Here is a 17,520-nt window from a genome sequence, read left to right as displayed (position 1 = left end):
AGGGGGAGGGGCCCGATGGCCGAGCGACCGCTGTGGGCGCCGCAGGAGCTGGACACGCCGGAGAAGATGATCGCGGAGGCGCGCAAGGCGTTCTTCGTCATGTTCGCGTTCCTGGTGGTCATCTGGGCGCTGCAGATCCTCAACTGGGTGGACAGCCAGCGCCTCTCCTTCGAGTACGGCGTGATCCCGCACGACGTCGGCCGCCTGCAGGACATCTTCGCGGCGCCGTTCCTGCACTTCAGCTGGGCGCACATCGAGTCCAACTCGGGCCCGCTGTTCGTCTTCGGCTTCCTGGCCGCGTACCGGGGCGTGGTGCGGTTCCTGTGGCTGACCCTGCTGGTCACCGTCACCAGCGGGCTCGCGGTCTGGTTCTTCCAGGGCGGCGACACGGTCGGCGTCGGTGCGAGCGGAGTGATCTTCGGCTACTTCGGCTACGTGGTGCTGCGCGGGATCTTCGACCGGCACCTGATCGACACCCTGATCGGGCTGGTCATGGCGGCCTCCTTCGCCTACCTGGTCACCATCGTCGTCCCCGGCACGCCGGGCGTCAGCTGGCTGGCCCACCTCGGCGGCCTGGTCGGCGGCGTCGCCGGCGCGTGGCTGCTGCGCGACCGGCGGCCGAAGGCCGTCGCGTCGGCGGGGGGCGCTTCGGTCGGCGGGGCTCCGGCCGTGGCGGGTCCGGGCCTGTCCGCGTCCCCTGGAGGGCAGCCCGCGCTGCCTGGCGACCGCGCCGACCTGCACAAGGAGCTCGGCGACCTGGGCTTGCTGTGAGTTCGCTGGGAGGCGGCGGTGGGCTCGCGGTGAGGCTCCGATGAGCCCGCTGAGGAAAACTCCCAGGGAACTCACAGCGATGGCGTAGCGCCACCTCATCGATTTCTCATCCAGCCTCGGCACGGTGTTCCGCATGACCACCACTCCGGCCGATGCCTCCTCCGAGCTCCGCCGTCCCGACGGCACCCCCGTGCGGGTGCTGGTCGTCGACGACGAGGCGCCCCTCGCCGACCTGCTCTCCATGGCCCTGCGCTACGAGGGCTGGCACACCAGCACCGCCGGCGACGGCGCGTCCGCGATCCGCGCCGCCCGCGACTTCCGCCCCGACGCGGTGATCCTCGACGTGATGCTGCCCGATCTGAACGGCCTGGAGGTGATGCGCCGCCTCCGCGCGGAGCAGCACGACATCCCGGTGCTGTTCCTGACCGCGAAGGACGCCGTCGAGGACCGCATCGCCGGCCTGACGGCCGGCGGCGACGACTACGTCACCAAGCCGTTCAGCCTGGAGGAGGTCGTCGCCCGCCTGCGCGGCCTGCTGCGCCGCAGCGGCGCGGCCGCGACGCGCAGCGAGTCGCTGCTGGTCGTCGGCGACCTGACGCTGGACGAGGACAGCCGCGAGGTCCACCGTGCGGGCACGTCCATCCGCCTGACGGCGACCGAGTTCGAGCTGCTGCGCTTCCTGATGCGCAACCCGCGCCGGGTGCTGAGCAAGCCGCAGATCCTGGACCGGGTCTGGAACTACGACTTCGGCGGCCAGGGCAACGTCGTGGAGCTGTACATCTCCTACCTCCGCCGCAAGATCGACGCCGGTCGCACTCCCATGATCCACACCATGCGTGGCGCGGGCTACGTCCTCAAGCCGGCCCCGGTGGAGACCGCCGCGACCGCGTCATGATCCGCAGCTGGTCGACCTGGCCCCTCCGGGTCCGCCTGGTCGTCGTCGTCACCCTGCTGCTCGGGACGGTCTTCGCGGCCATGGCCACGGTGACGACGGTCCAGTTGCGCAGCCACCTGCAGGGAACGCTGAGCGACCAGCTCGACGACGCGATCGGCCGGGCGCACGCCAGCCTGATGCGTCCGGATCCGGCCGGCCGGAACTTCATGCAGATGTCCGGCATCGTCAACGCCGTCGGCGTCGCCACGGATGCGAACGGCAACGTGACCAGCGGAAGCTTCGGCCGCAGCGGCAGCCTGACGCAGAAGCAGATCGACGCGCTGCGGTCCGTGCCGGCCGACGGCTCCGCGCACGTGGTCGAGCTGCCCGGGCTGGGCAGCTACCTCGTCAGGAGCGATGCCGGTGCGCTCGGCATGCCTGGGCCGGGGCCGCACAGCCCGGTCGTGGTGGGGCTGTCGGAGTCCTATGTCACCAGTCCGGTCGACGACCTGATCGCCACCGAGGCGGTACTGGGCGTCGCCGGGGTGATCCTGGTGGGGTTCGTGGGATTCGGGTTGATCCGGGTCTCGCTGCGGCCGCTGGACCGCGTCGCGGCGACCGCCGCGCGGATCTCGAAGCTGCCGCTGCACGAGGGCGAGGTCGGGCGGCTGAACCGGGTGCCCGCACAGGACACCGACCCGCGGACCGAGTCCGGGCTGGTGGGGGCCTCGCTGAACCGGATGATCGACCATGTCTCCGCCGCGCTGGAGGCGCGTCACGCCAGTGAGACGCGGGTGCGGCAGTTCGTCGCCGACGCCTCGCACGAGCTGCGGACGCCGCTCGCGTCGATCAAGGGCTATGCCGAGCTGACCCGGCGCAGCCGGGAGAGCGTGCCGCCGGACGCCGCGTACGCGCTCGGGCGCGTGGAGTCGGAGGCGACGCGGATGACCGCGCTCGTCGAGGACCTGCTGCTGCTCGCCCGGCTGGACGCCGGCCGCCCGCTGGAGCGGGAGCCGGTGGATCTCGCGCCGCTGGTCGTGGACGCCGTGCAGGACGCCCACGCGGCCGTGCCGGACCACCGGTGGGAGGTGCGGCTCCCGGAGGACGCCGCCGCCGAGGTCGTCGGGGACGAGAACCGGCTGCGGCAGGTGCTGGTGAACCTGCTGGCCAACGCGGGCAAGCACACGCCCGCGGGGACCACCGTCACGGCCTCGCTGACCTGCGAGGACCGGTGGGCGGTGCTGGCCGTCGCCGACGACGGGCCGGGGATCCCGCAGGAGCTGCTGCCCACGGTCTTCGAACGCTTCGCGCGCGGTGACGGCTCGCGGTCGCGCAAGGCGGGCAGCACGGGGCTGGGGCTCGCCATCGTCGCGGCCGTCGTCGCCTCGCACGGCGGGCAGGTGTGGGTCACCAGCGAGCCCGGCGAGACGGTCTTCACCGTGCGGCTGCCGCTGGAGACCTCCGCGCTCCCCGCCGTCGCCGTCGCCGTGACGGGCTGACGGCGGGACCACAGGAACGGCACACGCGGCCGACAGTGTGCTCGGCGACGGTGGGGAGCATGACCGCTACGCTCCCCGAACCGACCGTCGACCAGCCCGGCCGGCCGCCGTCCGCGCGGCCTGCCGCGCGTGACCCACGCTGGGCCAGGCCGGCGTTCCTGTGCCTGCTGGGCCTGACCGCGCTGCTCTACCTGTGGAACCTGGGCGCGTCCGGCTGGGCCAACCAGTTCTACTCGGCGGCCGTCCAGGCGGGCGCGCACAGCTGGAAGGCGATGTTCTTCGGCTCCTCGGACTCGGCGAACTTCATCACCGTCGACAAGCCGCCCGCGTCGCTGTGGGTGATGGAGCTGTCCGCGCGGCTCTTCGGCGTCAACGCGTGGTCGATCCTGGTGCCGCAGGCGCTGGAGGGCGTCGCCGCCGTCGCCGTGGTGTACGCGGCGGTCAGGCGCCGCCTCTCGGCCGGGGCCGCGCTGCTCGCGGGCGCGGCGCTGGCGCTGACGCCCGTCGCGGCGCTGATGTTCCGCTTCGACAACCCCGACGCGCTGCTGGCGCTGCTGCTCGCGCTGGCCGGCTACGCGGTGCAGCGGGCGCAGGAGCAGGCGCGCACGCGGTGGCTGGTGCTGGCCGCGGCCTGCGTCGGCTTCGCCTTCCTGACCAAGACCCTGCAGGCGTTCCTGGTGCTGCCCGCCTTCGGGCTGACGTACCTGCTGTTCGCGCCGACGGGGCTGTGGCGGCGGGTGCGGCAGCTGCTGCTGGCACTGGTGGTGCTGGTGGTCAGCTCCGGCTGGTGGGTGGCGGTCGTCGAGCTGACGCCCGCCCAGTACCGGCCGTACATCGGCGGCAGCCAGCACGACGACTTCCTGGAGCTGACCTTCGGCTACAACGGCTTCGGCCGGATCACCGGCTCGGAGACCGGCAGCGTCGGCGGCGGGGGCGGTCCGGGCGGTGGCGGCATGTGGGGCGCGACGGGCATCACCCGCCTGTTCGGCGCGGAGATGGGCGGTCAGATCGCCTGGCTGCTCCCGGCGGCGTTCCTGCTGCTCGCCGTCGGGCTGTGGTGGACGCGTCGCGCGCCGCGCGCGGAGGCGCTCCGGGCCGCGCTGGTGCTGTGGGGCGGCGCGCTGGTCACCACCTTCCTGACCTTCAGCTTCATGCAGGGGATCTTCCACCCGTACTACAACGTGGCGCTGGCGCCGTATCTGGCGGTGCTGGTGGGCCTCGGGGCCGGGCTGGTGTGGGAGCGGCGCGGGCAGTGGGCCGCGTCCGGGATCGCGGCGGGGGTCGTCGCGGTGACGTGCGTGTGGGCGTACGTGCTGCTGGCGCGGAGCGCGGACTGGCTGCCCTGGCTGCGCTGGACGGTGCTGCTGGTCGGCCTGGCGGCGGCGCTGGCGCTGGCGTTCGGGCCGCTGATCGGCCGTCGGCTCTGGGCGGCCGTGGCCGCCGCGGCGGTGCTGGCCTCGCTGGCGGGCCCGGCGGCGTACAGCGTCGAGACGGCGGGCACGGCGCACGGCGGTTCGCTGCCGTCGGCCGGACCGTCCGTGCAAGGCGCGGGCTTCGGCGGACCCGGCGGCGGGCCGGGGGGCGGCGGCTTCCCCGGCGGAGCACGCAGTGGCACGCGCGGTGGCCTCTCCGGCGGGATGCCGAGCGGGATGCCGGGAGGTCAGGGCTTCGGGGGCGGTCAGGGCCTCACGGGTGGTCAGGGCGGCTTCCCCGGCGGCGGCGCCCGGCTCGGTGGCGTGCCCGGCGGCGGCAGGGGTGGCATGGGCGGCGGCGGTGGCGCGGGCGGACTGCTGGACGGCAGCAAGCCGGGATCCGCGCTGACGGCGCTGCTCAAGCAGGGCGCCTCCGGCTACACCTGGGTGGCCGCGGCGGTCGGCTCGCAGAACGCGGCCGGGTACCAGCTCGCCAGCGACGCGCCGGTCATGGCGATCGGCGGCTTCAACGGCACCGACCCGGCGCCGACGCTCGCGCAGTTCGAGAGCCTGGTCCGGGCCGGAAAGGTCCACTACTTCCTCGGCGGCGCGCTGACCATGGGCGGCGGGGGCGGAGCCGGCGGTGGCGGCGGCAGCAGCACCGGCGGCTCGTCCGACTCGGCGCAGATCGCCTCGTGGGTCGCCAAGACCTACAGTTCCACGACCGTGAACGGGGTGACCGTCTACGACCTGACGAAGGCGAAAAGCTAGCGCGCCTGTCCGGAATCTTTGATGACAAACGCGACAATGCGGACAGAAGCCGATCGCCGTCCACAGTGAAGGTCGCCGTCATGGAGTTTCCGGCCCGCCGCCTCGTTCCCGTCGTCGTCGCCGCTGCCCTGCTGGCGCTCTCCGCGTGCACCGGCAGCAGCGGCGGCGGGAGCGCGGCGTCCTCGGACCAGGGCACCGCGGCCCCGGCCCCGAGCGTCAGCAACGACCTGCAGACCGACTACGAGAACACCGTCAGGGCGGTGCTGCCGTCGATCGTCCAGATCAACGCGGAGAACAGCCTCGGCACCGGCATCGTCTACGACACCAAGGGCGACATCGTCACCAACGCCCACGTCGTCGGCACCGCCACCAGCTTCCAGGTGCTGCTGTCGGACCAGTCCAAGGCGCTGGCGGCCACTCTGGTGGCCAGTTATCCGGCCAACGACCTGGCGGTGATCAAGCTCAGCAACCCGCCGGCCAAGCTCACACCCGCGGTGTTCGGCGACACCTCCAAGGTGGACGTCGGACAGATCGTGCTGGCCATGGGCAGCCCGCTTGGGCTGTCGTCCAGCGTCACCCAGGGCATCGTCTCCGCGACCGGGCGGACCGTCAGCGAGGGCAAGTCCGAGGAGAACCCGCAGGGCACGACGATCCCGAACATGGTGCAGACGAGCGCCGCCATCAACCCGGGCAACAGCGGCGGCGCGCTGGTGAACCTCTCCAACCAGGTGATCGGGGTCAACACGCTGGCCGCCGTGAGCAACGGCGAGAGCGGGGCGCAGGCGCCCGGCATCGGCTTCGCGATCCCCGCCTCGTCGGTGACCGACCTCGCGGACCAGATGATCAAGTACGGCAAGGTCGTCGACTCCGGCCGCGCCGCACTCGGCGTCAGCGTCCGGACGGTGATCGTCACCAACAGCAACGGCAGTCAGACCTCCGGGGCCGGCGTGGTGACGGTGACCAGCGGCGGGCCGGCGGACAAGGCGGGCATCCAGGCGGGCGACGTGATCACGCAGGTCAACGGCGAGACGGTGGACAGCTCGCAGGCGCTGTCGACGGTGCTGGCCACGCTCAAGCCGGGCCAGCAGGTCCCGGTCGTCTTCCTCCGCGACGGAGCGTCCAAGACGGTCCAGGTCACCCTCGGGACGCTGCAGTAGCGGCGGCGGTCGGGCTGCGCCCGGCGATGACGTGCACGAGTCCTGACGGATCGTCAGATTACGCGTAGCCTGACCGGCATGGAGAGCTTCCCCTGGATCATTTCGGTGGACGACCACACCGTCGAGCCGCCGCACGTGTGGCAGGACCGGCTGCCCGCCCGGTACCGCGAGCTCGGCCCGCGCATCGTCCGGGCCCCGCTCGCCGAGATGACCTTCGTCGGCGGCCGGTTCGCGCCCAGGATGGGCGAGCCGGGTAGCGGCGGACCGCTCGCCGACTGGTGGGTCTACGAGGATCTGCGCCGCCCGCTCACCCGTCTCGACACCGCCGTCGGCTACCCCCGCGAGGAGGTGCGGCTGGAGGCGATCACCTACGAGCAGATGCGCCCCGGCTCGTTCTCCATACCCGAGCGGCTCGCCGACATGGACGTCAACCACGTCCAGTCGGCGCTCTGCTTCCCGACCTTCCCGCGGTTCTGCGGCCAGACGTTCACCGAGGCCGAGGACCACGAGCTGGGACTGCTCTGCGTCCGCGCCTACAACGACTGGATGGTCGAGGAGTGGTGCGGCCCGGCCGCCCGGGGCCGGATGATCCCGCTCGGGATCGTGCCGCTGTGGGACGCGGAGCTGGCCGCCGCCGAGGTGCGGCGCAACGCCGCGCGCGGCGTGCGGGCCGTCTGCTTCAGCGAGATACCCCCGCACCTGGGGCTGCCCAGCGTCCACACCGACGCCTGGGACCCGTTCCTGCGCGCCTGCGAGGAGACCGGGACGGTCATCGCCATGCACATCGGCAGCTCCTCGCGGATGCCCTCCACCTCGGCGGACGCCCCGCCGGCGGTCGGCTCCACCATCACCTTCGCCAACTGCTGCTTCTCCATGGTCGACTGGCTGATGAGCGGCACGTTCGACCGCTTCCCCGGGCTGAAGATCATGTACGCCGAGGGGCAGATCGGCTGGATCCCCTACATCCTGGGCCGCGCCGACGTGGTCTGGGAGGAGAACCGCGCCTGGGGCGGCGTCGCCGACAAGGTGCTGACCCGTCCCAGCGAGCTGTTCGCCGGGCACGTCTACGGCTGCTTCTTCGACGACCCGCACGGCCTGCGCAACCTCGACGCCATCGGCGCCGCCAACGTCCTGTACGAGACGGACTACCCCCACTCCGACTCCACCTGGCCGCGCAGCCGCGAGGTCGCCGAGGAGCAGATGGGCCACCTGGAGGCCCCCGTGGTCGAGCAGTTGGTGCGCGGCAACGCGATCGAGCTGCTGGGCCTGACGCCGCAGGGGCTGTGGGCCGGGGCCGAGGGGGTGACGCACGGTGGCTGAGTTCGGGATCCAGCTGCCCGTCCAGGCCCAGAGCACGATGTTCGTCGAGCCCTGGGAGGGGCGGGCGGGCCCGGTCGAGCTGACCGCCGTCGCGCAGGCCGCCGACCGGCTCGGCTACGCCTACGTGGCCTGCTGCGACCACGTCGCCATCCCGCGCCGGCTGGCCGGCCCGATGGGCGCGACCTGGTACGACCCCGTCTCCACGCTCGGCTACCTGGCCGGGCTGACCTCGCGGACCAGGCTGCTCTCGCACGTCGCCGTCGCACCGCTGCGGCATCCGCTGCTGAGCGCCAAGCAGTACGCGACGCTCGACCTGCTGAGCGGCGGACGGCTGGTCCTCGGCGTCGGGGCCGGGCACGTGCAGGAGGAGTTCGAGACGCTCGGCGTCGACTTCCACCGGCGCGGCGAGATCCTCACCGAGACCATCGCGGCCCTGGACGTCGCGCTGCGGGAGGAGTACCCGGAGCACCCGGGCCCGCGTTTCCCGTTCCGGGAGCTCGCGCTGAGCCCGCGTCCGGCGCAGACGCCGCGTCCGCCGATCTGGGTGGGCGGCTCCTCGGTCGCGGCCGTGCGGCGCGCGGCCGCGCACGCCGAGGGCTGGCTCTCCCAGGGCGACAGCCTGGAGACGCTGCCCGCCCAGCTGGAGCTGATCCGCTCGGTGCGGGAACGGGAGGGCCGGTCGGCGGACGGGTTCGTCGTCAACGCGATCGCCCCGCCGCTGTACGTCGGGGAGCCGGGCTGGGAGATCGGGCGGCGCTCCGTCGCGGGCAAGCCCGAACAGTTGGCCGAGCTGCTGCGCCGCTACGTGGCGGTCGGCGTCACCCATCTGCAGCTGCGGCCGCGCGGCCGGGACGTGCAGGAGTACCTGGCGCAGCTGGAGCTGGTCGCGAGGGACGTGCTGCCGCTGGTGTGAGGTCGTGCGAGGTCTTCCCTTGTGCGGGTTCACCAAAGAAACTGACGATCCATCAGATCAGATGGATCCGCTTGCGTGAGGGGAGCCCGCACCATGACCTTGACCGGTGGCCGACTGGCCGGCCGCACCGTCCTGATCACCGGCGCCGCCCGCGGCCAGGGCGAGGCGGAGGCCCGCCTCTTCGCCGCCGAGGGCGCGCAGGTAGTGCTCGGCGACGTCCTGGACGACCTGGGCGAGGCGCTGGCCAAGCAGCTCCAGCTCGAGCTCGGCGGGGACCGGGTCCGCTACCAGCACCTCGACGTCGGCTGCGAGGAGGACTGGATGACGGCCGTGGAGACGGCGGTCTCCGCGTTCGGCAAGCTCGACGGCCTGCTCAACAACGCCGGCATCCTGCGCTTCAACGAGCTGGTGAGCACGCCGTTGGACGAGTACCTGGCGGTGGTCCGGGTCAACCAGGTGGGTTGCTTCCTCGGCATGCGCGCCGCCGCGCCCGCGATCGAGGCCGCGGGCGGCGGGACGATCGTCAACACCGCCTCCTACACCGCGCTGACCGGCATGGCGCTGCTGACCTCGTACGCGGCGACCAAGGGCGCCATCGTCGCGATGACGCGGGTGGCCGCGCTGGAACTGGCGCCCAAGGGCATCCGCGTCAACGCGATCTGCCCGGGGGCGGTGGACACGCCGATGTCCGATCCGGCGAACGCCTTCGCGGGCGTGGACGGCGCGCCCGCGCTGAGCCCGGAGGACGCCGCCGCGATCGCGGCGGCCACGGCGGAGCTGTACGGCAAGGCGGTGCCGCTCGGCCGCATCGGCCGCCCGGAGGAGATGGCACGGCTGGCGCTCTTCCTGACCTCGGCGGACTCGTCCTACATCACCGGCCAGCCGCTGGTCGCCGACGGCGGCTGGATGAGCGGCGTCTCCATCGGCTGACCCTTGACCCCTGTGGGCGCGGGTGCGAAAGTCGGACTCGCAATCTGATGGATCGTCAGATATGGATTGGTGACCCATGGAGTTCGGTGTCTTCATCCAGGGCTACGTGCCCGGAAGTCGCTCCCAGGCCGACCCGGAGGCGGAGCACAAGGCCCTGATGGAGGAGATGGACTACGTCGTCCGGGCCGACCGGGCGGGCTTCAAGTACGCCTGGCTCACCGAGCACCACTTCCTGGAGGAGTACTCCCACCTCTCCGCCAACGACGTGGCCATCGGCTACCTCGCCCACGCCACCGAGCGCATCCACGTCGGCTCCGGCATCTTCAACCCGCTGCCCCGGGTCAACCACCCGGTCAAGGTCGCCGAACGCGTCGCCATGCTGGACCATCTCTCCGGCGGCCGCTTCGAGTTCGGCACCGGCCGCGGCGCCGGCAGCCACGAGATCCTCGGCTTCCTCCCCGACGTGACGGACATGAACGCCACGAAGGAGATGTGGGAGGAGACCATCGGCGAGTTCCCGAGAATGTGGCTCCACGACGAGTATCCGGGCTTCTCCGGCAAGCACTGGTCGCTGCCGCCGCGCAAGGTGCTGCCCAAGCCGTACGGCAAGGCGCACCCGGCCATGTGGTACGCGGCGGGCAGCCCGGCCTCCTACGAGATGGCCGCGCGCAAGGGCCTCGGCGTGCTCGGCTTCAGCGTGCAGAAGGTCTCCGACATGGAGTGGGTCGTCGAGAGCTACAAGCACGCGGTCGGCGAGGCCGAGCCGGTCGGGGCCTTCGTCAACGACAACGTGATGGTCACCTCCACCGCCGTCTGCGCGGAGACGCGCGAGGAGGCCCGGCGCCTGGCCGCCCGGGGCGGGCTCAACTACCTCCAGTCGCTGCTCTTCCGCTACCACGACACCTTCCCGCGGCCGGAGGGCATCCCGGAGTGGCCCGAGCTGCTGCCGGAGTACAGCGAGGAGCTGATCGACCTCCTCGTCGCCGAGGAACTGCTGATCTGCGGCGACCCGGACGACGTGCTGCGGCAGTGCAAGCGCTGGGAGTCCGCGGGGGCGGACCAGTTGGTCTTCGGGCTGCCGGTCGGACTCTCGCCGGAGCAGACGGCGCAGACGATCCGCCTGATCGGCGAGCACGTCATCCCGAAGATCGACACCGATCCGGTGCACCGGACCACCCGTTTCCGGCAGGCGGCTTCCTGAACCTCCGAAGGGGCACTGACACCATGCTCGACCATCTCATCAAGGGAGCGACCCTCGTCGACGGCACCGGCGCCCCGGCGCGCGCGGCGGACGTCGGCATCAAGGACGGGAAGGTCGCCGTCATCGCGGCCGCCGGCGCCTGCGGCGAGCCCGCGGTCCAGACGGAGGACGCGACCGGGCTCATGCTCACCCCCGGGTTCGTCGACCCGCACACCCACTACGACGCCCAACTGTTCTGGGACCCGTTCGCCACGCCCTCGCTCGGCCACGGCGTCACCACCGTCGCCGGAGGCAACTGCGGGTTCACCCTCGCGCCGCTCAACCCGGCGCGGCCCGGGGACGCCGACTACACGCGGCGGATGATGGCCCGGGTCGAGGGCATGTCGCTCGCCGCGCTCGAGAAGGGTGTGCCCTGGAGCTGGTCGAGCTTCGGCGAGTACCTCGGCGCGCTGGAGGGGCGGATCGCGGTCAACGCGGGCTTCATGGTGGGCCACTGCGCGCTGCGGCGGCACGTCATGGGCCCGGACGCCGTCGGCGGACAGCCTACGCCGGAGCAGTTGGCGCAGATGGTCGCGCTGCTCAGGCAGGCCATGGCGGAAGGCGCGTGGGGCCTGTCCACCACCCAGTCCTCGACGCACTCCGACGGGGACGGGCAGCCCGTCGCCTCCCGGCACGCGGGGAGCGAGGAACTGCTCGCCCTGTGCCGCGCGGTCGGCGAGGCGCCGGGCACGCAGATCGAGGCGATCGTCGCCGGGTGCCTGGACACCTTCGCGGACGAGGAGATCGACCTGCTGGTGCAGATGAGCGCGGTCGCCGGACGCCCGCTCAACTGGAACGTGCTGACGGTCGACGCCGCCGTCCCCGGCCGCGTCCCGCGCCAGCTCCTCGCCTCCGAGCGGGCCCGCGCTGCGGGCGGCCGGATCGTCGCGCTGACGATGCCGATCCTCACGCCGATGAACATGAGCCTCGGCACCTTCTGCGCGCTCAACCTGATCCCCGGCTGGGGACCGGTCCTCGGGCTCCCGGTGCCGGAGCGCATCGAGCGACTGCGGCGCCCGGAGGTGCGCGAGGAGATGCTGCGCCGCGCCGACAGCCCCGAGGCGGGCGTCTTCCGCCGCCTCGCCGACTTCTCCCGTTACGTCATCGGCGACACCTACTCCGCGGCGAACGCCGGGTTGACCGGCCGGGTCGTCCGCGACATCGCCGCCGAACGGGGTCAGGACCCCTTCGCGACCCTGGTCGAGATCTGCGTCAACGACGAGCTGCGGACCGTGCTGTGGCCGATGCCGACCGACAACGACCCCGCCAGCTGGCGGCTGCGCCAGGAGACCTGGCAGCACGAGGACGTCCTGCTGGGAGGCTCGGACGCAGGGGCCCACCTGGACCGGATGTGCGGCGCGCCGTACACCACCCGCTTCCTCGGCGACTGCCTGCGGCGGCGTCGGCTGGTGCCGGTGGAGCAGGCCGTGCGGATGCTGACGGCCGACCCGGCGGAGCTGTTCGGCCTGCGCGGCCGGGGCACGGTCGCCGTCGGCAACCATGCCGACCTGGTTCTGTTCGACCCGGAGACGATCGACGCCGGCCCGGCGACGCTGGTCCACGACCTCCCCGGCGAGAGCCCGCGTCTGGACGCGCGCCCCGAGGGCGTGATCGCGGTGCGGGTCAACGGCGTCGAGACGGTCCGCGAGGGCAAGCTGACCGGCGCGGTCCCTGGAACGCTGCTGCGGTCGGGCCGGGACACCCGGACGGTGGCCACGCGGTAGCCACCGTCAGCCCGGTCAGCGTCCGTCAGCGGAGCAGGCCGCGGGCCATCCCACGGCGCACCGCCGCCAGGCCCTTGACCACCTGCGTGGTCAGCAGCACCAGCAGGATCCCGGCCACGCAGGTCGCGGCGATCTCCGGCACGGACGAGATGTAGTGGCTGTGGCCGTTGTTCTCCCACAGCTTGTAGCCCGGCCAGCCCACGTAGGTCGGGAAGACCCAGTGGTACAGGGGATACAGCGCGGCGCAGATGCCGACGCTCCACAGCGTCACGGCGAGGGTGAAGCCCAGCACGCCCATCGGCAGCAGCAGGAACGCGTAGAGCGCGGCACGCCAGTTGGCGCCGTCGCCCAGCATGCCGCGGATCCAGCCCAGGAACCCGGGTCGCGACGCCGCGACCGGCGCCGGCGCGGGCACGTCCTCACCGAGCAGCGCGCGGGCCCGCGCCCGCTCCATCGCGGCGAACCCGCGCGCCCCGCCGACGCAGGCGACGAGGACGGGCAGACCGAGAAACGTCATCGCGGTGCCGACGCCGAAGCAGAACAGCGCGACCACGTAGCTGAAGGAGAGGATTCCCAGCGGCAGGTCCAGTATCAGGTGGAGGGTCTCCCGCCAGGTCCGGCCTGTGAGGATCGCGGGGGTGCTCATGCCGCAGCTGCCTTTCGCTCGTCGCGCTCGTCCGGTGGGCTTGCTGCTTCCAGCCTGCCGGGGACGCCTCGCGCGGAACATGGGGCGACTCGGTGTCCTGGGGGTGGGGACAGCCCTACCGGAGCACGCTGGTGGCCCCCGGACGGAGCCGCTGGTGACGCACCACTACCAGGGCAGCGCTCACGACGCCGTGCAGGGCATGTTCGTCGACAGGACCCACGGCCTGCCGGGTCACCACAACGGCCTCGGTGGCGAATGGTCGCCCTGCATCGGGGACGGGCCGGGGTTCAAGGCCAGGATCTGCGTCCAGGCCATCCATGGCGCGTTCGGTTACTTCGGCTCCACGAGCAGGTACTGAGCCGGCGCTGCTCGGGGAATCAGCCATGCCTCCACCGGCTCCGGCGGAGGCATGGTGACCGGGGGTCAGTCCACTACTTGTTCGCGCCGAGGCAGAGGACCAGGTCGGAGCTGTTGCCGCCGGTCTCGGTGTAGGCCGCCTCGTAGCCGGGGAGCGCCGCGCACTGCTGGTAGTCGGTTCCGTCGATCACCTTCAGCACCTTGAACTTCGCGGCCGAGTTCGAGCAGCCGACGACATGGACGTCCGGGTTGGCGTCGGTGCCCGAGTTCTGCACACAGTCACCGACCTTGGCGGTGTCGGGCGCTCCGGTGACCTGGTCATAGACGAACCAGGCGCCGAACAGCAGGACCACGACGCCGAGGCGGATCAGCAGCTTCTTGCCGAAGCCGCCGCCGCGCTTGGTCTTCTGGGGGGCCGGCGGGGTGGCGTAGCCGGCGGCCGGCGGGGCCGGGTAGCCCTGCGGCGGGGTGCCCTGCGGGGGGATGCCCGGGTTGGCGCCCGGCTGGGCGGGGTAACCCTGGGGCGGGACGGTCGCGCTGGGCGCGCCGTAGGGGTTCTGCGGGGCCTGGCCGCCCTGCGGGGTCTGGTACGGGTTCTGCGGCGTGGTCATGGTTGGGTTCCCCGGAATCGGTGGCGCGTCTGTTCGATACGAACGCCGCAGCCTAGTGATCCGCGATGATCACGGGGCGACCCGTACGGGGGAAGAGACCCAACCGTCGCTGTACAGCTCCTTAACCGTGATGAACATCTGCTCAAAGTCGGCGATTCAGGCGGAATCTGACGCCTTACGGGTATGCCAGGGCAGTTCCGCGGTGACGGCGGTCGGTCCGCCGATGGGGCTGCGTACCACGAAGACGCCGTCGACGGCCCGGACGCGCTCCGCGAGGCCGGCCAGGCCGCCGCCCGGCAGTTCCTTCGCGCCACCGGTGCCGTCGTCGCGGACCTGGAGCATCAGCCGGTCCTCGGCGCGCCAGATCTCCACGCTCGCGCTGTCCGCACCGGAGTGCTTGGCGGCGTTGGTGAGCAGCTCGCTGACGGTGAAGTAGGCGATGCCCTCGATCGCCGAGGCCGGGCGCTGGTCCAGCTCCACGTCCACGCGGACGCCGCCGGGCAGCGGGGTGCGGGCCGCGACCGAGGACAGCGCGGCGTCCAGGCCGCGGTCGGTGAGCACGGCCGGGTGGATGCCGCGGGCGAGGTCGCGCAGCTCCCGCAGAGCCAGCTTCACCTCGTTGTGCGCGCCCTCGACCATGCGCGCGGCCGCCTCCGGATCCTCCGTCAGCTTCTCCTTGGCGAGGCCCAGGTCCATGGCGAGGGTCACCAGCCGCGCCTGCGCGCCGTCGTGCAGGTCGCGCTCGATCCGCCGCAGGTCGGCCGCCGCCGAGTCGACCACCGTGCCGCGGTCGTCCTCCAGCTCGCGGACCCGCTCCGTCAGCCGTCCGGGGGAGAGCAGCGAGCTCACCAGCGCCCGGTCGACGGAGGAGAGGCCGTGGACGATCCACGGCAGCAGCGGGAAGAGCACCACCGAGGCGACCACGGTCACGGTGAAGGCGAGGATGCCCCAGGGCAGCATGACCAGGCTGTAGAGCGCGGTGCGCCAGGCCAGCCCGTCCCCCAGGGTCGCGAAGACGCGCTGCATGGCGCCCGGCTTGCTCGGCTCCACCGGCGGGGGCTCCGGCACGTCCTCGCCCAGCAGCGCGCGGGCGCGCGCCCGCTCCACCCGGGAGAACCCGCGCAGCGTCACCAGCACGCCGAAGAGCAGCCAGAAGCCGACGACGGTGAAGAGCAGACCGATGCCGAGCGACAGCAGCGCCACCGTGAGCGCGAAGGCGAGGACGCCGATCGGGAGGTCGGTCAGCAGGTGGACGACCTGGCGTCCCAGTCGCCCGTCGAAGCGGGGGCGTCGCGCGGGGCGGTTCGGCTCATTCATGGCTCCAAGCCTGACGGCTCGCGTGGCCCGCACGCCATGGGGAAGGGGGGAGGGCCGGGGTGGGGACAGCCCTACCCTCCTGACCGCCTCGAGCCCGTCCCGGGCCGTCCCGGGCCTGCCTCGCGCCGGTTCCGCCCCGGTTCCGCCCCGGTTCGCCACCCTCGCGTCGAACCTCCGTCGAACCCGCGTCGAACCCCGGCCGAAGCCTTCTCCGCGGCCCGCCGCGCAGGCCGGGACCGCCCATAGGGTGGGCGCGGTTCACAGGTCGAAGCCGCTGGGACCTAGACTCCTGCCCCGTAAAGGCAAGGATTGCGTTAAGACCCGCACGACCCACCGACCGCGGGTGACCCAGACGGAGGAGACCGACCATGCAGGCCGTGCAGGCACTGGCGGCATCTCGTACGGGATACTTCCACGCCTATTCCGTCGTCGGCCTGATGGCGCTGATCGGGGTCCTGTTCGTCGGCACGGCCTTCACCGCCAACCGGCTGCTGCGGCCCTTCGCGCCCACGCCGGAGAAGCTGCTGGCCTACGAGTGCGGCGTGGACCCGGTGGGGGAGGGCTGGGCGCAGACCCAGGTCCGGTACTACGTCTACGCCTTCCTGTATGTGATCTTCGCGGTGGACGCGATCTACCTCTTCCCCTGGGCGACGGTCTTCTCCGCGCCCGGTTACGGGACGGGGACGCTGGTGGAGATGGGCGTCTTCATCGGCTTCCTCGCGGTGGGTCTGCTCTACGCCTGGAAGAAGGGCGTCCTGGAATGGTCGTGAACCTCGGAACCCCCGACCCCTCACGCCCCGGCCCCGGCGGTGCTCTCGAAGTCCGCAAGCTCGGCCCGCTGGCCCGGATGGCGCCCGACCCGATCAAGGTCGTGCTGAACTGGGGCCGCCGCTACAGCCTGTGGTGCTTCAACTTCGGCCTGGCCTGCTGCGCCATCGAGTTCATCGCGGCGTCCATGGCCAAGCACGACTTCATCCGCCTCGGCGTCATCCCCTTCGCGCCCGGCCCGCGCCAGGCGGACCTGATGATCGTCTCCGGCACGGTGACGGACAAGATGGCCCCGGCCGTCAAGCGGCTCTACGAGCAGATGCCGGAGCCGAAGTACGTCATCTCCTTCGGCGCCTGCTCGAACTCGGGCGGCCCCTACTGGGACTCCTACTCGGTGACCAAGGGCGTCGACCAGATCATCCCCGTCGACGTCTACGTCCCCGGCTGCCCGCCGCGGCCGGAGGCGCTGCTCCAGGGCATCCTCAAGCTGCAGGAGAAGATCGCCCGCGAGTCGCTCGCCGCGCAGTACCCGGCGGCCGCGCCGTCGGCCTCGGTGCTGTCCCGCCCGCTCGTGCAGGCGCCCGCGGTCGACGGGGGCGAGGCCTCGTGAGCACCTCCTCCGCTCCTCTCCCGCCCGAGGAGACCGCCGCCGCGATCGGCCCGTGGGCCACCGCCAGCGATGCCTACGAGCTGCTGACGGTGGACGTGCCCGCCGAGCACTGGATCGAGGCGCTGACCGCCTGCCGCGACGGCCTCGGCCTCGCCTACCTCGACTGGCTCTCCGCCGTGGACGAGCTGGCCGAGGGCTTCTCCGTCTGCGCCCACCTTGTCCACGCTGGCGCCGGCCCCACGCGCCGCCTGCTGCTGCGCACCCGCGTCCCGCGTGACGCCGCGACGCTGCCGACGGCCGTCCCCGTCTACGCCGGCGCGGCCTGGCACGAACGCGAGACGTACGAGATGTTCGGCGTCGGCTTCGAGGGCCACCCGCACCTGGTGCCGCTGCTGCTGCCGGACGGCTTCGAGGGCCACCCGCTGCGCAAGGAGTTCGTGCTGGCCGCGCGCGTCGCCAAGGCCTGGCCGGGCGCGAAGGAGCCGGGCGAGTCCGATCACGCTCCCGCGGAGGGTGCGCGCCGCCGCATGCTGCCGCCGGGCGTCCCCGACCCGAACGAGTGGGGCCCCCTCAAGGGCACGCTTCCGCCTGCCCCGGAAC

General features: G+C 72.4%; 17 protein-coding genes. 14 read left to right on the top strand and 3 right to left on the bottom strand.

All coding sequences use genetic code 11. From position 1 onward, the window contains the following. Positions 1-15: 15 nt before the first annotated feature. The 10 genes from TR48_RS25145 to TR48_RS25100 all read left to right on the top strand — a co-directional run bounded on the left by TR48_RS25145 (position 16) and on the right by TR48_RS25100 (position 12,611). A complete protein-coding gene (locus tag TR48_RS25145; protein WP_042371269.1) occupies positions 16-771 on the top strand; it encodes a rhomboid family intramembrane serine protease in 756 nt (251 codons plus the stop codon). A gap of 133 nt (positions 772-904) precedes the next feature. Continuing rightward, positions 905-1,666 (top strand): response regulator transcription factor, encoded by a 762-nt coding sequence (locus TR48_RS25140; RefSeq protein ID WP_042371266.1) that lies wholly within the window; start codon positions 905-907, stop codon positions 1,664-1,666. Next, a complete protein-coding gene (locus TR48_RS25135; protein ID WP_042371265.1) occupies positions 1,663-3,144 on the top strand; it encodes a sensor histidine kinase in 1,482 nt (493 codons plus the stop codon). The genes TR48_RS25140 and TR48_RS25135 overlap by 4 nt, the downstream gene beginning before the upstream one ends. A gap of 59 nt (positions 3,145-3,203) precedes the next feature. Further along, positions 3,204-5,327 (top strand): glycosyltransferase family 39 protein, encoded by a 2,124-nt coding sequence (locus TR48_RS25130; protein ID WP_084729738.1) that lies wholly within the window; start codon positions 3,204-3,206, stop codon positions 5,325-5,327. An 80-nt stretch (positions 5,328-5,407) separates the two neighbouring features. Beyond that, a complete protein-coding gene (locus TR48_RS25125; protein WP_042371332.1) occupies positions 5,408-6,484 on the top strand; it encodes a S1C family serine protease in 1,077 nt (358 codons plus the stop codon). 78 nt (positions 6,485-6,562) lie between these two features. Next, positions 6,563-7,804 (top strand): amidohydrolase family protein, encoded by a 1,242-nt coding sequence (locus TR48_RS25120; RefSeq protein ID WP_042371263.1) that lies wholly within the window; start codon positions 6,563-6,565, stop codon positions 7,802-7,804. 37 nt (positions 7,805-7,841) lie between these two features. After that, complete coding sequence (locus TR48_RS25115; RefSeq protein ID WP_042371331.1) at positions 7,842-8,717, top strand: TIGR03619 family F420-dependent LLM class oxidoreductase; 876 nt, start codon at positions 7,842-7,844, stop codon at positions 8,715-8,717. A gap of 93 nt (positions 8,718-8,810) precedes the next feature. Continuing rightward, the gene (locus TR48_RS25110) at positions 8,811-9,647 is read left to right on the top strand and encodes an SDR family NAD(P)-dependent oxidoreductase (RefSeq protein WP_042371261.1); all 837 of its coding nucleotides are present in this window, start codon (positions 8,811-8,813) and stop codon (positions 9,645-9,647) included. A 76-nt stretch (positions 9,648-9,723) separates the two neighbouring features. Further along, entirely contained in the window at positions 9,724-10,848 is a 1,125-nt protein-coding gene (locus tag TR48_RS25105; protein ID WP_042371259.1) for an LLM class flavin-dependent oxidoreductase, read from the top strand. Between the two features lie 23 nt (positions 10,849-10,871). Then, positions 10,872-12,611: an N-acyl-D-amino-acid deacylase family protein gene (locus tag TR48_RS25100; RefSeq protein WP_042371257.1), complete on the top strand. Its 1,740-nt coding sequence runs from the start codon at positions 10,872-10,874 to the stop codon at positions 12,609-12,611. Positions 12,612-12,636: 25 nt separating this feature from the next. Here TR48_RS25100 and TR48_RS25095 read toward each other — a convergent pair whose 3' ends face one another. Next, positions 12,637-13,257 carry a sensor domain-containing protein gene (locus TR48_RS25095; RefSeq protein WP_052442986.1) on the bottom strand — a complete coding sequence of 207 codons (621 nt, stop codon included), beginning with the start codon at positions 13,255-13,257 and terminating at the stop codon, positions 12,637-12,639. A 154-nt stretch (positions 13,258-13,411) separates the two neighbouring features. Between TR48_RS25095 and TR48_RS25090 the strand changes: the two genes are divergently transcribed. Next, on the top strand, positions 13,412-13,615 hold the full coding sequence (locus TR48_RS25090; RefSeq protein ID WP_042371256.1) for a hypothetical protein: 204 nt from the start codon (positions 13,412-13,414) through the stop codon (positions 13,613-13,615). 73 nt (positions 13,616-13,688) lie between these two features. On the opposite strand, the gene TR48_RS43585 is transcribed toward TR48_RS25090, so the two are convergent. Both TR48_RS43585 and TR48_RS25080 read right to left on the bottom strand, forming a co-directional pair. Then, a complete protein-coding gene (locus TR48_RS43585) occupies positions 13,689-14,225 on the bottom strand; it encodes an LppU/SCO3897 family protein (RefSeq protein WP_042371254.1) in 537 nt (178 codons plus the stop codon). Between the two features lie 156 nt (positions 14,226-14,381). Next, positions 14,382-15,542, bottom strand: coding sequence for a sensor histidine kinase (locus tag TR48_RS25080; protein WP_042371252.1), 1,161 nt, complete (start codon positions 15,540-15,542; stop codon positions 14,382-14,384). 368 nt (positions 15,543-15,910) lie between these two features. Between TR48_RS25080 and TR48_RS45750 the strand changes: the two genes are divergently transcribed. From TR48_RS45750 to TR48_RS25065, 3 genes are all read left to right on the top strand, one after another. After that, complete coding sequence (locus TR48_RS45750) at positions 15,911-16,312, top strand: NADH-quinone oxidoreductase subunit A (protein WP_042371250.1); 402 nt, start codon at positions 15,911-15,913, stop codon at positions 16,310-16,312. Next, entirely contained in the window at positions 16,303-16,920 is a 618-nt protein-coding gene (locus TR48_RS25070) for an NADH-quinone oxidoreductase subunit B (protein ID WP_042371249.1), read from the top strand. Before TR48_RS45750 ends, TR48_RS25070 begins: the two co-directional genes overlap by 10 nt. Beyond that, positions 16,917-17,520 (top strand): NADH-quinone oxidoreductase subunit C (locus tag TR48_RS25065; RefSeq protein ID WP_042371247.1); only part of this gene is annotated, 604 nt, incomplete at its 3' end. The genes TR48_RS25070 and TR48_RS25065, both read left to right, overlap by 4 nt.

This window comes from Streptacidiphilus neutrinimicus (genome assembly GCF_000787815.1).
In the GTDB taxonomy this organism is placed as follows: domain Bacteria; phylum Actinomycetota; class Actinomycetes; order Streptomycetales; family Streptomycetaceae; genus Streptacidiphilus; species Streptacidiphilus neutrinimicus.
The sequence above is the reverse complement of the archived record's forward strand: the minus strand, read 5'-3'. Positions and strand labels throughout refer to the sequence as shown.

Coding starts and splice junctions, on each gene's coding strand:
- TR48_RS25145 (WP_042371269.1), top strand. CDS start 16: ATGGCCGAGCGACCGCTGTGGGCGCCGCAGGAGCTGGACACGCCGGAG.
- TR48_RS25140 (WP_042371266.1), top strand. CDS start 905: ATGACCACCACTCCGGCCGATGCCTCCTCCGAGCTCCGCCGTCCCGAC.
- TR48_RS25135 (WP_042371265.1), top strand. CDS start 1,663: ATGATCCGCAGCTGGTCGACCTGGCCCCTCCGGGTCCGCCTGGTCGTC.
- TR48_RS25130 (WP_084729738.1), top strand. CDS start 3,204: ATGACCGCTACGCTCCCCGAACCGACCGTCGACCAGCCCGGCCGGCCG.
- TR48_RS25125 (WP_042371332.1), top strand. CDS start 5,408: ATGGAGTTTCCGGCCCGCCGCCTCGTTCCCGTCGTCGTCGCCGCTGCC.
- TR48_RS25120 (WP_042371263.1), top strand. CDS start 6,563: ATGGAGAGCTTCCCCTGGATCATTTCGGTGGACGACCACACCGTCGAG.
- TR48_RS25115 (WP_042371331.1), top strand. CDS start 7,842: ATGTTCGTCGAGCCCTGGGAGGGGCGGGCGGGCCCGGTCGAGCTGACC.
- TR48_RS25110 (WP_042371261.1), top strand. CDS start 8,811: ATGACCTTGACCGGTGGCCGACTGGCCGGCCGCACCGTCCTGATCACC.
- TR48_RS25105 (WP_042371259.1), top strand. CDS start 9,724: ATGGAGTTCGGTGTCTTCATCCAGGGCTACGTGCCCGGAAGTCGCTCC.
- TR48_RS25100 (WP_042371257.1), top strand. CDS start 10,872: ATGCTCGACCATCTCATCAAGGGAGCGACCCTCGTCGACGGCACCGGC.
- TR48_RS25095 (WP_052442986.1), bottom strand. CDS start 13,257: ATGAGCACCCCCGCGATCCTCACAGGCCGGACCTGGCGGGAGACCCTC.
- TR48_RS43585 (WP_042371254.1), bottom strand. CDS start 14,225: ATGACCACGCCGCAGAACCCGTACCAGACCCCGCAGGGCGGCCAGGCC.
- TR48_RS25080 (WP_042371252.1), bottom strand. CDS start 15,542: ATGAATGAGCCGAACCGCCCCGCGCGACGCCCCCGCTTCGACGGGCGA.
- TR48_RS45750 (WP_042371250.1), top strand. CDS start 15,911: ATGCAGGCCGTGCAGGCACTGGCGGCATCTCGTACGGGATACTTCCAC.
- TR48_RS25070 (WP_042371249.1), top strand. CDS start 16,303: ATGGTCGTGAACCTCGGAACCCCCGACCCCTCACGCCCCGGCCCCGGC.